Below are 11454 nucleotides of genomic sequence, written 5' to 3' on the forward strand. Positions count from 1 at the left end.
CACCATTGTGACGTGTGAGCCCCGGTGATGTCGCACCGGCCGTCCCTTCAGCGTGTGGCGAGCAGTCCGAGCGTGTCGATGACCCGGTTCGAGAAGCCCCACTCGTTGTCGTACCAGGCGACCACCTTGACATGGCGGCCGTCGACGCGGGTCAGGGCCGAGTCGAAGATCGACGAGGCCGGGTTGCCCGTGATGTCCGAGGAGACCAGCGGGTCGTCCGAGTATTCGAGTACGCCGGCGAGCGGCCCCTCGGCGGCGGCGCGGTACGCGGCCAGCACGTCGTCGCGCGACACGTCACGGGCGACGGTCGTGTTGAGTTCGACGATCGAACCCACCGGTACCGGCACACGGATGGAGTCGCCCGACAGCTTGCCGTCGAGGTTCGGCAGCACCAGGCCGATCGCCTTGGCGGCGCCCGTCGTGGTCGGCACGATGTTGACCCCGGCGGCGCGGGCACGGCGGGGGTCGCGGTGCGGACCGTCCTGGAGGTTCTGCTCCTGCGTGTAGGCGTGCACCGTGGTCATGAAGCCGTGCTCGATGCCGGCGAGCTCGTCGAGCACCGCGGCCAGCGGCGCGAGCGCGTTGGTCGTGCAGGACGCGTTCGAGACGATCGTGTGCGCGGCCGGGTCGTACGCGTCGGTGTTGACGCCGAACGCGAGGGTGACGTCGGCGCCGTCCGACGGCGCGCTGACCAGGACCTTCCTGGCACCCGCGGCGAGGTGGGCGCGGGCGGCGTCGGCCGAGGTGAAGCGGCCGGTGGCCTCCAGCACGAGGTCGACGCCGAGCTCGGCCCAGGGCAGCCGCGCCGGCTCACGCTCGGCGAGCACCCTGATGCGGCGGCCGTCGACGACGAGGGTGTCCCCGTCGACGGTCACCGGGCGGCCGAGCCGGCCGGCCGTCGAGTCGTAGGCCAGCAGCCGTGCGAGGGTGGCGGGCTCCGTGAGGTCGTTCACCGCCACGACCTCGAGCTTGGTGTCGCGTTCGAGCAGTGCGCGCAGCACGTTGCGCCCGATGCGGCCGAATCCGTTGATGCCGATGCGAGTCATGAGGAGTGCCCTTCCGGTTCGCCTTGCGGTCCGCCACCAGGCTCGCGTGCGGCGTCCGCCCGCGGGAGCGGCGTGAGTGCCACGGTTCGCAAGGATCGCGCCAAACGGCACGCGCCGCGCGGCAGGCCACGCGCCGGGCAAGTCGCCGGGCAAGTCCCTGGCGCTGTGCGTCGGGTCCAAGTGCCGTGAGCGGAGCCCACGTGCTGTGCGTCGAGCCCAAGTGCCGTGAGCGGAGCTCAGGGGTGTGCGTCGGGTCCACATGCTGTGCGCGGAGCACTGGCGCTGTGCGTCGGGGCCGAGTGCCGTGCGCGAAGCCCGAGCGCCATGCGCCGAGCCCGAGCGCCGGAGACGGCGCCGGTGGGGTCACCCGCCCTGGGCGAAGGTGCGCCGGTACTCGCTCGGTGTGGTGCCCAGGATGCGCTGGAAGTGCAGCCGCAGATTGGCCCCGGTCCCGAGACCGACGTCGGCGGCGATCTGCTCGACGCTCCGTTCCGAGCGTTCGAGCAGCTCACGGGCCATGTCGATGCGGGCGCGCATGACCCACTGCATCGGCGTGTACCCGGTGTCCTCGACGAAGCGCCGGGAGAAGGTGCGCGCGGACACCGCCGCGTGCCGGGCGAGCGTCTCCAGGGTGAGCGGTTCCCCGAGGCGGCGCAGCGCCCACTCGCGGGTGGCGGCGAACCGCTCGCCCAACGGCTCCGGCACACTGCGCGGCACGTACTGTGCCTGGCCGCCGCTGCGGTAGGGGGCCGCGACCAGACGCCGGGCCGCGTGGTTCGACGCGGCCACCCCGAGGTCGCCGCGCAGCACGTGCAGGCACAGGTCGATGCCGGAAGCGGCGCCCGCGGACGTCAGCACGCTGCCCTCGTCCACGAACAGCACGTTCTCGTCGACCCGCACCCGAGGATGCTTCGCCGCGAGCGCCCGCGTGTAGTGCCAGTGCGTCGTGGCGCGCCTGCCGTCGAGCAGGCCGGTAGCGGCGAGCGCGAAGGCGCCCGTGGAGATGGCGGCGAGCCGCGCGCCCCCGTCGTGGGCTGCCGTCAGCGCGTCGACGACGGTCCGCGGCGGGTCGTCGAGGTCGGGGGACCGGTAACCCGGGAGGAAGACCACGTCGGCCCACGCCAGCGCGTCGAGGCCGTGGGCGACGTGGTACGAGAGGCCGTCACCGCCGGTCACGAGGCCGGGCGCCGCGCCGCACACCCGCACCTCGTACGGCATGCTCGCGCGCGTCGTGAACACCTGCGCCGGGATACCGACATCGAGCGGTTTCGCACCGTCGAGCACAAGGACGGCGACGCGACGCAGGCGGGAGGACGGCACGGAGGACAGCGTACGGGGCGCGGGCGCGGGTCAGCTCAGGCCGAGGACCCTCATGGTGTGCTCGGCCATGCGCCGCTCGCCGAGGGCGTTGGGGTGGACGGGGACGAGGCTGTGACCGAACAGGAGTGGTTCGATCCACCGGGTGCCGACGGCCTTGCAGGCGTCGTGGCCCTCGGACGCCTGTGAGAAGTCCACATAGGTGGCCCCGGTCTCCTCCGCAGCGCGCTCGACGACGGCGTTGAGGTGCGCCTGGATGCCCCGCAGGTAGGGCACGTCACCGGCGGCGATCGGCAGCTTCGCGAAGCAGGACGGGTCGGCGGCGGCCGGTGTGATCCACGGGTAACCCAGGGCTGCCACACGGGCGTTGGGAGCCTTGGCGCGGACGCTGCGCAGTGCGTTCTTGAGCGCCGGATAGGTGTTGGCCTCGATCTGGTCGGTGAAGGACGTGCCGTGTCTGTCCTTGCAGGGGCTGCCCTTTCCGCCGCTGAGGACGCCCGCGGTGCCGCAGGCCGTGATGGCGTTGATGAACGTGCCGTTGTCGTTGCCGCCGATGGTCAGCGTGATCAGGTCCGTGTCGGCGCTGAGCGCGTCCACCTGGGGAGCGACGCCCGGGTACTGGGCCTGCGTGAAGTGGGCGGTCTGCGCGGCACCGCAGGTGACGTCCTTCAGGCGGGCGCCCGTGGTGGCCGCGATGACGTGGGGATAGTTCGCCGTGGAGCGCAGGCAGAGCAGATTGGTGGGATCGACGGGCAGGACGCCCGAGCCGGCACTGTAGCTGTCGCCGAGGGCGACGTAGTCCAGGGAGGGCGTGGCGTGCGCGGTGGCGTCGGTGAGACCGAGGGCCAGCGTGCCGACCGCAGCAATTGTCGCGGTCATGACATGTCGCAGGGCGTGCTTCGGCATCTGCTCTCTCTTCTCGAGGTGTGGGCGCGGGACGTGCGGGCACGCGACCGCTGGTTACTGCTCGGTTCTACTTTTAAGTAATGTGCACGCGCCCTGACTTCGAGTCAACGTTGTTGACGGGACTTCTTGCAGAGGGTGCCGGGAGTCGTATTGCTTCTCGATCGGTCCGATCGAGAGCCGACCGGTTCCTGACGTCCACATCCTTGACCGGCACCGAAAAGGCGTTGCCCGCCGTCGGAACCTGTGGTGAGGATGTGCCGACCAAGCAAGATCACCACCGGCACGGGGGTGCTCCTGCCCCCGCACCCCTCCTGGAGGAACGCCTTGCCCGACCCCATGCCCCAGGTACGCCCCGCGATGCGGGAGGACCTGCCCGCAGCCGTACGGACGCTGGCCCGCGCCTTCGCGGACTACCCCTTCACCAGGCACGTGGTCGCGGCCGACGACCACCAGGAGCGGGTGCGCCGCTTCCAGGAACTGTTCCTGGCGCGGGTCGCGATGGCGTACGGCCGTGCCTGGGTCACCGACGACGGCCGTGCCGTCGCCGCCTGGACGACGCCGGAGCGGGATCCGGGGCCCGCCTTCGCCGAGGTCGGGTCCCTGGTCGCCGAGCTCGCGGGAGACCGGGCGGCGGCCATGGAGTCCGCCGAGCGCGCGCTGGATCCGTACCGCCCGAGCGACCCGGTGTGGTTCCTCGCCACCGTGGGGGTGGACCCGAGTGCCCAGGGCACGGGTCTGGGCACCGCGGTCCTCCGGCCCGGCCTCGAGGCGGCCGAGCGTGCGGGGTACCCGGCCTTCCTGGAGACCTCGGACGCGGGCAACGTACGGTTCTACGAACGCCTCGGCTTCGAGGTGACGGCCGAGGTGAGCCTGCCGGACGACGGTCCGCTCACCTGGTGCATGCTCCGCAGGCCCGGCCGCTGACCGAGCGGGACCGGCCCCTCCCGGCCGTGGACGCCCGTTCCGCGGCGCGCAGGGGATGCGGCGTCGGTCCCGTCTTTCCGCTCGCCCCGCCTTCCCGTTCCCTCCCGCCGCATTCGGAGTCGACGCCGTGATCCCGACCGGGACCGACCTGGCCGACGCCGTCCGCCACGCGGCCCGCGCCGCCTTCCAGGACCTGTTCCGGGACCACAACGACCACTGCTTCTGCTACTGCACCCTGGTGACCCCCGGCGAGGCCTACGGGCCGGCGCTGTCCGCCTGGTCGCTCCACGCACTGGCGGCGGAGGCGGCACGGCACGGCTGCCCGCCGCTCGACCTCAAGTGGTCCTACGCCGATTCCCCGTTCCATTGCTACGGCGAACGGCATCTGGAGCCGGTACGGCCCCTGTTCGCGGCCCGGGGGATCTCTTCGACCTGCCCGACGGCGAGGGGGAGGCCGAGTTCGACCTGAGGCTGCGGGCGATGGAGACGGCCATGGCCCGACTGGACGCGGAGGGACTCTTCGTCACGGGCCGCGAACGCCACTCGGTCGTCGTCAACGTCGAGGTCGTGCCGCCCGACACGGGCGACGACGAGCGGGCGCTGCGGCTCAACCCGCCCGAGGCACTGGGGGACTGGCTGGAGGAGGCCGCCGTGCTGGAGGACGCCTGAGCGGCGCGTACGGGAACGCGGGCTGTTCTAAAGTGACTACCACCAGTTCAGACAACCGCGGACCTGTGAGGTACTCACCAGCCATGCCGACCGAAACGTTTGAGTTCCAGGTCGAGGCACGTCAGCTCCTGCAGCTGATGATTCACTCCGTCTACTCGAACAAGGACGTCTTCCTTCGCGAGCTCGTCTCCAACGCCTCCGACGCGCTGGACAAGCTGCGCCTCGCCGCCCTGCGGGACGACGCTCCCGACGTCGACGTGACCGACCTGCACATCGAGCTCGAGGCCGACAAGGAGGCCCGCACCCTCACCGTGCGGGACAACGGCATCGGAATGTCGTACGACGAGGTCACGCACCTCATCGGCACCATCGCCAACTCGGGTACGGCCAAGTTCCTTCAGGAGCTGCGCGAGGCCAAGGACGCCGCGGGGGCCGACGGGCTCATCGGCCAGTTCGGCGTCGGCTTCTACTCCGGCTTCATGGTGGCGGACGAGGTCACCCTGGTGACCCGCCGCGCCGGCGAGACCCAGGGCACCCGCTGGACGTCGCGCGGAGAGGGCACGTACACCCTGGAGACGGTCGACGAGGCGCCGCAGGGAACCTCCGTCACCCTCCACCTCAAGCCGGCGGACTCCGAGAACCAGCTCCACGACTACACCTCCGCCTGGAAGATCAAGGAGATCGTCAAGCGCTACTCGGACTTCATCACCTGGCCGATCCGCCTCCTGCCGGAGCGGGGCGACGACGACGCCGAGGCCCGCGAGGCCGAGACGCTCAACTCGATGAAGGCCCTGTGGGCACGCCCGCGCGACGAGGTGTCCGAAGACGAGTACCACGAGCTGTACAAGCACATCTCCCACGACTGGCGCGAACCGCTGGAGACGATCCGGCTGCAGGCGGAGGGCACCTTCGAGTACCAGGCCCTGCTCTTCGTGCCCTCGCACGCCCCGCACGACCTGTTCACCCAGGGGTACCAGCGCGGCGTACAGCTGTATGTGAAGCGCGTCTTCATCATGGACGACTGCGAGGAACTGCTCCCGCCCTATCTCCGCTTCGTCAAGGGCGTCGTCGACGCGCAGGACCTCTCGCTGAACGTCTCCCGCGAGATCCTCCAGCAGGACCGCCACATCCGCATGATCCAGCGCCGCCTGACCAAGAAGGTCCTGGCCACGGTCAAGGACCTGATGGGGTCCGCGCCGGACCGCTACGCCACCTTCTGGCGGGAGTTCGGCGCCGTCCTGAAGGAAGGACTGGTGACCGACTCCGACAACCGGGACGCGATCCTCGCCGCCTCCTCGTTCGCGAGCACGCACGACGCCGACGAGCCGACCACGCTGAAGGCCTACGTGGAGCGGATGAAGGACGGCCAGGACGCCGTCTACTTCATGACGGGCGAGTCCCGGCAGGCCATCGAGAACTCCCCGCACATGGAGGCGTTCCGGGCCAAGGGCGTCGAGGTCCTGCTGCTCACCGACGCCGTGGACGAGGTGTGGGCCGACGCGGTGGGGGAGTACGACGGCAAGCCGCTGCGCTCGGTGGCCAAGGGCGAGATCGACCTCGCCGGTACCGAGGACGAGAAGACCGACGCCGAGAAGGACAAGCAGGGCGAGGAGTACGCCGGCCTGCTCGGCTGGATGACGGAGCACCTGGGCGAGGACGTCAAGGAGGTCCGCCTCTCCTCCCGCCTCACGGTCTCGCCGGCCTGTGTGGTCTCCGACGCGCACGAGCTCACGCCCGCGCTGGAGAACATGTACCGGGCGATGGGCCAGGAGGTCCCCCGCGCCAAGCGGATCCTCGAACTCAACCCGGAGCACCAGTTGGTGAAGTCCCTGAACCGGGCCTACACCCAGCAGGAAGACCGGACGGAGCTCACCGAGACCGCCGAACTCGTCCACGCCCTGGCGGTACTCGCCGAGGGAGGCCGGCCGCAGGAGCCCGCCCGATTCGTGAAGCTGATGGCGGATCGCCTGGAGCGGACCCTGTAACCACGTCGGCCGACGTCCGGCCGGGCCGCACGCGTCCTGGACCGCCACGAGACCGGCGCGTCCGGGAAACGGGGCGGAGGCAGGGGCCGGCCGGGCCGAGTCGACGACCGAGCGCGCGCCGTCGCGGAGACCGCACGGCGCGCGCGTCCGGCACGCGAACGCGTCAAAGGGCTACTGCCGTGCCGGCCCCCGTGTCGCACCGCCGCTCGGGCTCCGCCTCGGGCAACCTCGGCATCGCTCTCCTCGGCTGCCTGACCGGCCGGGCACACGGAGGCTGCCGAGCATCCCCGATCCGCTTGATCACCTTGATCTAGGTGATCAAGCGGATCAAGCGGATCGCCCGTCGCGGTGGCCTCGGTCCGGAGGCTGACACCACGTGCACCGAACCCGGTCGACGGCGGCACGGAGGACGTGGGCGCGGTCAGCGCACACCGTGCTCAGGATCAGCGCACCCCGTGGTCGGCGGACGCCGTGACCGGCGGGACACCGCCTGCCCCCGCCGGACGATGTACGGCCTCCGCGCCGAGGCCCGCGCGGTGGCCGGTCACCGTCCCACGGGGCAGGAAGGGCCGCGCCGCCGGCCGCCGGCCCACGGCAGGGAGGGCCGCGCTGCGGGGGCGCTCCGGCATGTCGCCCTGTCCACTCCGCCATCCACATGGCGAGACGGCATGGCGCCCGGAACGTCTCACTCCGTATATTCGTACGCATGTATGCATCGGCTCCGTTGCTGTGCCTCGCGCTCTTCGCGAACTCGGCGTGGTGCGTCGACGACGGCCTCTGTCGCCGCTGAGCCCCGCACCGGCCGCGTGAACCGCGTCGCCGGTCCGCCAGCGCCACGCCCGCCGTCCCCGTGCACCACACCGGAGATCTTCCGTGACCACCGCACCCCCAGCCGGGTCGACCCCGGCCGCGCCGCCGCGCGCGCCCGCGGCCCTGTTCACCCCGTCCCCCACCTCCTCCGCCCGGCCCGAGGCGCCGCCGCTGCCCCCGGTACGCCGGACGCCGCTCGCGGTGTCAGGCCTGCTCGCCGTAGCACTGACCGCGTACGTGTGGTCAGCGCACGGCGCCAAGCCGGGCGTACTGCTCCTGCTCGGCCTCGGCCTGGGCGTCGCCCTCTTCCACTCCCGGTTCGGCTTCACCTCCGCCTGGCGGCAGCTGGTCGCCGTCGGCAACGGCGCCGGGCTGCGGGCGCACGCCCTGCTGCTCGGCACCACGGCCACCCTGTTCGCGCTGCTCATCGGCACGGGCACCGGACTCTTCGGCTCCCAGCCGGCCCCGTCCGCCGGGCCGATCGGAGTCGGTCTCCTCGCCGGCTCGGCGCTCTTCGCGATCGGCATGCAGCTCGGCGGTGCCTGCGCCTCGGGCACCCTCTTCGCCGTCGGCTCGGGGCAGGGGGCGGTGGTGCTGACGCTCGGCGGCTTCATCGCGGGCGCCACCCTCGCGGCCTGGCAGTTCGACCTGTGGAAGGACCTCCCGGCCTGGGAACCCGTCGTGCTGTCCGATCACATCGGCTGGTTCGGCTCCTGGGTGGTGACGATCGTCGCCCTGCTGCTGGTGGTCCTGGCCACCCGGCGTGTCCAGGCCCGCCGCAACCCGCCGCCGCTCGGGGCCGTGCCCTCGGCGCGCGGCGCGGCCCTCCGCGCCGTCCGCGGCTCCTGGCCGCTGGCCGCGGGCGCCCTCGCGCTGGCCGTGCTCGGCGCGGGCGTCCTGCTGGTCTCCGGCGGAGCCTGGGGCGTCACGAGCGCCTTCAGCCTGTGGGGCTCGGAGCTGGTCGGCGCGCTCGGCGGCCACCCGGAGAACTGGACGTGGTGGCAGCGGCCCGGCAACGCCGAGATGCTGGCGGGCCCGGTACTCGCCGACAAGACCAGCCTCACCGACATCGGCATCATGATCGGCGCGGCGGTCGCCGCGGCGGTCGGCGGTACCTGGGCCCTGCACCGGCGCATCCCCTGGCGCACGGCGGTCGCGGCGGTGCTCGGCGGCGTGCTGATGGGCATCGGCGCCCGCCTGGCCGGCGGCTGCAACATCGGCGCCTATCTGGCGGGCATCGCCTCGGGCAGCCTCAGCGGCTGGCTGTGGGGAGCCTTCGCACTGGCCGGCACGTGGGTGGGCCTCAAGCTGCGCCCCCTGTTCGGCCTGGGCAACCCCAAGCCGGGCGACGGCGTCTGCTGAGACACGGGATGCCCGTGCGGCGCAGGGGTCAGGCCTGTGCCGCACGGGCGGCTACGGGGCGCGTCGGTCCGTGGTGGTGACGCGGGCGACGGCCTCCAGGGTGAGCGCCCGCCCGTGGGGCTCACGGGCCAGCGCGCGGTGCAGCGTCAGTCCCTCGATGAGGGCGTCGAGCTGGCGGGCCGTGTCCGGGTCGAAGTGCTTCTCCAGATGGACGCGGCTGCGGCGCATCCACTCGTGGGTGAGTTCCCGGTAGGCCGGCTGGCGTGCGGCGAGGGTGTACAGCTCCTGGGTGAGGACCAGGTCCCGCTGGCTTCCCTCGGACAGGAGGTGCACGAGGTCGGCCACGGCTTCCCGGGCCTGGTCGCGGTCGGCCGCGGCACCGAGGTGGGCGTCGAACACGGCGACGATGTGGTCGGTGAAGCGGCCGAACGCCTCCCGCAGCAGTTGGTCGATGCCGCTGAAGTGGTAGGTCATCGAGCCCAGGGGGACCCCGGCGCGCGTGGCGATCTTCCGGTGGGAGACGCGCGCGATGCCCTCCTCGGCGATCAGGTCGAGCGTGGCGGCGATGATGCGTTCACGCCGCTGCGGATCCGTGTGCCCGGTTGCCATGGGAGCAGGCTCACACCTTCCGCACCGGCCGGGCGGGGTTGCCCACGGCCACCACGTTCGCGGGCACGTCCTTCGTGACGACCGCGCCGGCGCCGATGACGGCGTTGTCGCCGATGGTCACGCCGGGCAGGACGACGGCGCCACCGCCCAGCCAGACGTTGTCCCCGATGGTGATGGGCCGGGCGGCCTCCAGCTTGTCCCGCCGGGGCTCGGCCTCGAGGGGGTGCGTCGGGGTGAGCAACTGGACGCCCGGTCCGATCTGGCAGTCCTCGCCGATGGTGATCGCCGCGACGTCCAGCGCGGTCAGGTTGTAGTTGACGAAGGTGCGCGCGCCGATCGTGATGTTGCTGCCGTAGTCGACGTACAGCGGTGGCCGCACGTGCGCCTCGGCGCCCAGGGAACCGAGCAGCTCCGCGAGGATCGGCCGCGCGGCCGCCGCGTCCTCCGCGTACGCGGCCTGGTAGCGGGCCGCCAGCCGCACGGCCTGCTGCTGTCTGCGGGCGATCTCGGGATCATCGGCGATGTAGAGGTCGCCCGCCTCCATGCGTTCGAGGTTCGTGCGGGGGTCCTGCGCGAAGTAGTCCGTCGGCATGCGCACGATCGTACCCCTGGAGCGTACGAACGTACACTCATGGGCGGTATGCCGACCGGAAATCGCCCCCGCGCGGCGGACGCCTCTCAGTGCCGCCGGGGCCGCGGTACACCGGCGCACAGGAGCACGAGCAGCCCCGCGACCGGCACCACCAGCAGCCCCACCCGCAGACTCGCCGCGTCGGCGACCAGTCCCACGGCCGGCGGCGAGAGCAGGAAGCCCCAGCCGCATGAGCCAGGAGACGGTGGTCGGCCCCGGCCCCGGTTTCAGGCCGGGCACCTCGTCGGCCTCGTGCATCGCCGCCGGAACCAGGGCGCCGCCCCGACGAGGACGTCTCCCGGCTGCTCGCGGTGGCCCGGTGGGACCGGCCGGGGACCACATCACCGGGCATGTACGAACGTCATGCCGGGCACCGTCACCGACCTCGAAGCGGCGGTCCCACCTCGTTAAACTGGCGCTCGCCGTAACGCACAGCGCACTGAGGAGACCGGATGCCGGCACACGACCCGTCCGTCTCCGACGACGCGGCCGGGCCGCGGGGACCGTCCGCGGCGCCGGTCCGCCAGGTGCTGTCCGACAGCGTCTACGAGGACGTCAAGGCCATGGTCATGGACCACCAGATCGCCCCCGGGGCCCGCGTCGGCATCGAGGCCCTGGCCCGCACGCTCAACGTCTCACCGACCCCCGTGCGCGAGGCCCTGGCCCGGCTGGAGGCCGACGGTCTCGTCGTCAAGCGCTCCCTGTCCGGGTACCGGGCGACCGAACTGCTGACCCGTCAGGGAGTGGAGGAGCTGTTCGAGATGCGGCTGCTCCTGGAGCCGCGAGCCGCGGCCCTGGCCGCCCGGCACGCCGACGAGTCCCAGCTCGACGCCGTCGAGACGATCCTGGAGGACATGCAGGCCCACCCCGGCCCCGCCGGACCGTACGCGGCCTACCGGGACTTCGCCGCCCTGGACCAGCGTTTCCACGACGCGATCGCCGAGGCCGCCGGCCGGCCCCTGCTCGCGGACGCGGTCGAGCGGCTCCACTCCCACCTGCACATCTTCCGCCTCAGCAGCCTGCAGAGCGACGGCGCCCCGACCCTCGCGGAGCACGAGCGGGTGGTGCGTGCGATCCTGCGCCGCAGCGCCGAACGTGCCGCCGAGGCGATGGCGGACCACCTCACCCGCAGCCTGGAACGCCGGCTCAGCCGGCTCGGACCCGGCTGACGCCGCACCTCACCCGCTGTGAACGC

Annotated in this window: 11 protein-coding genes and 1 pseudogene; 6 read left to right on the top strand and 6 right to left on the bottom strand. The window is 72.2% G+C overall.

Annotated features, from left to right (window positions below; translation table 11 throughout):
- Window positions 1-47: 47 nt before the first annotated feature.
- From gap to ACP4J0_RS14300, 3 genes are all read right to left on the bottom strand, one after another.
- Window positions 48-1046 (bottom strand): type I glyceraldehyde-3-phosphate dehydrogenase, encoded by a 999-nt coding sequence (gene gap / locus ACP4J0_RS14290; protein WP_426599039.1) that lies wholly within the window; start codon window positions 1044-1046, stop codon window positions 48-50.
- 363 nt (window positions 1047-1409) lie between these two features.
- Window positions 1410-2366, bottom strand: coding sequence for a GlxA family transcriptional regulator (locus tag ACP4J0_RS14295; protein ID WP_426599040.1), 957 nt, complete (start codon window positions 2364-2366; stop codon window positions 1410-1412).
- 30 nt (window positions 2367-2396) lie between these two features.
- Window positions 2397-3269 carry an SGNH/GDSL hydrolase family protein gene (locus ACP4J0_RS14300; RefSeq protein WP_426599041.1) on the bottom strand — a complete coding sequence of 291 codons (873 nt, stop codon included), beginning with the start codon at window positions 3267-3269 and terminating at the stop codon, window positions 2397-2399.
- A gap of 336 nt (window positions 3270-3605) precedes the next feature.
- Between ACP4J0_RS14300 and ACP4J0_RS14305 the strand changes: the two genes are divergently transcribed.
- The 5 genes from ACP4J0_RS14305 to ACP4J0_RS14325 all read left to right on the top strand — a co-directional run bounded on the left by ACP4J0_RS14305 (window position 3606) and on the right by ACP4J0_RS14325 (window position 9019).
- On the top strand, window positions 3606-4193 hold the full coding sequence (locus tag ACP4J0_RS14305) for a GNAT family N-acetyltransferase (protein WP_426599158.1): 588 nt from the start codon (window positions 3606-3608) through the stop codon (window positions 4191-4193).
- 127 nt (window positions 4194-4320) lie between these two features.
- Complete coding sequence (locus ACP4J0_RS14310; protein WP_426599042.1) at window positions 4321-4662, top strand: DUF4303 domain-containing protein; 342 nt, start codon at window positions 4321-4323, stop codon at window positions 4660-4662.
- A 23-nt stretch (window positions 4663-4685) separates the two neighbouring features.
- Window positions 4686-4862, top strand: a complete 177-nt coding sequence (locus tag ACP4J0_RS14315; RefSeq protein ID WP_426599043.1) for a DUF4303 domain-containing protein — start codon at window positions 4686-4688, stop codon at window positions 4860-4862.
- A gap of 83 nt (window positions 4863-4945) precedes the next feature.
- Entirely contained in the window at window positions 4946-6847 is a 1902-nt protein-coding gene (gene htpG, locus ACP4J0_RS14320) for a molecular chaperone HtpG (protein ID WP_426599044.1), read from the top strand.
- Window positions 6848-7720: 873 nt separating this feature from the next.
- Window positions 7721-9019: a YeeE/YedE family protein gene (locus ACP4J0_RS14325; protein ID WP_426599045.1), complete on the top strand. Its 1299-nt coding sequence runs from the start codon at window positions 7721-7723 to the stop codon at window positions 9017-9019.
- Window positions 9020-9070: 51 nt separating this feature from the next.
- Here the strand turns inward: ACP4J0_RS14325 and ACP4J0_RS14330 are convergent, their stop codons facing one another.
- From ACP4J0_RS14330 to ACP4J0_RS14340, 3 genes and pseudogenes are all read right to left on the bottom strand, one after another.
- Window positions 9071-9628, bottom strand: coding sequence for a TetR/AcrR family transcriptional regulator (locus tag ACP4J0_RS14330; protein WP_426599046.1), 558 nt, complete (start codon window positions 9626-9628; stop codon window positions 9071-9073).
- A gap of 10 nt (window positions 9629-9638) precedes the next feature.
- Complete coding sequence (locus ACP4J0_RS14335; protein WP_426599047.1) at window positions 9639-10220, bottom strand: sugar O-acetyltransferase; 582 nt, start codon at window positions 10218-10220, stop codon at window positions 9639-9641.
- An 86-nt stretch (window positions 10221-10306) separates the two neighbouring features.
- Window positions 10307-10532 (bottom strand): annotated as a pseudogene (locus tag ACP4J0_RS14340) (MFS transporter); the annotation flags it as partial.
- Between the two features lie 179 nt (window positions 10533-10711).
- Here ACP4J0_RS14340 and ACP4J0_RS14345 point away from each other — a divergent pair.
- Window positions 10712-11428, top strand: a complete 717-nt coding sequence (locus ACP4J0_RS14345) for a GntR family transcriptional regulator (protein WP_426599048.1) — start codon at window positions 10712-10714, stop codon at window positions 11426-11428.
- Window positions 11429-11454: the final 26 nt, after the last annotated feature.

The organism is Streptomyces sp. WG7 (genome assembly GCF_049975785.1).
Taxonomy (GTDB): domain Bacteria; phylum Actinomycetota; class Actinomycetes; order Streptomycetales; family Streptomycetaceae; genus Streptomyces.

Coding starts and splice junctions, on each gene's coding strand:
- gap (WP_426599039.1), bottom strand. CDS start 1,046: ATGACTCGCATCGGCATCAACGGATTCGGCCGCATCGGGCGCAACGTG.
- ACP4J0_RS14300 (WP_426599041.1), bottom strand. CDS start 3,269: ATGCCGAAGCACGCCCTGCGACATGTCATGACCGCGACAATTGCTGCG.
- ACP4J0_RS14305 (WP_426599158.1), top strand. CDS start 3,606: ATGCCCCAGGTACGCCCCGCGATGCGGGAGGACCTGCCCGCAGCCGTA.
- ACP4J0_RS14315 (WP_426599043.1), top strand. CDS start 4,686: ATGGCCCGACTGGACGCGGAGGGACTCTTCGTCACGGGCCGCGAACGC.
- htpG (WP_426599044.1), top strand. CDS start 4,946: ATGCCGACCGAAACGTTTGAGTTCCAGGTCGAGGCACGTCAGCTCCTG.
- ACP4J0_RS14330 (WP_426599046.1), bottom strand. CDS start 9,628: ATGGCAACCGGGCACACGGATCCGCAGCGGCGTGAACGCATCATCGCC.
- ACP4J0_RS14335 (WP_426599047.1), bottom strand. CDS start 10,220: ATGCCGACGGACTACTTCGCGCAGGACCCCCGCACGAACCTCGAACGC.
- ACP4J0_RS14345 (WP_426599048.1), top strand. CDS start 10,712: ATGCCGGCACACGACCCGTCCGTCTCCGACGACGCGGCCGGGCCGCGG.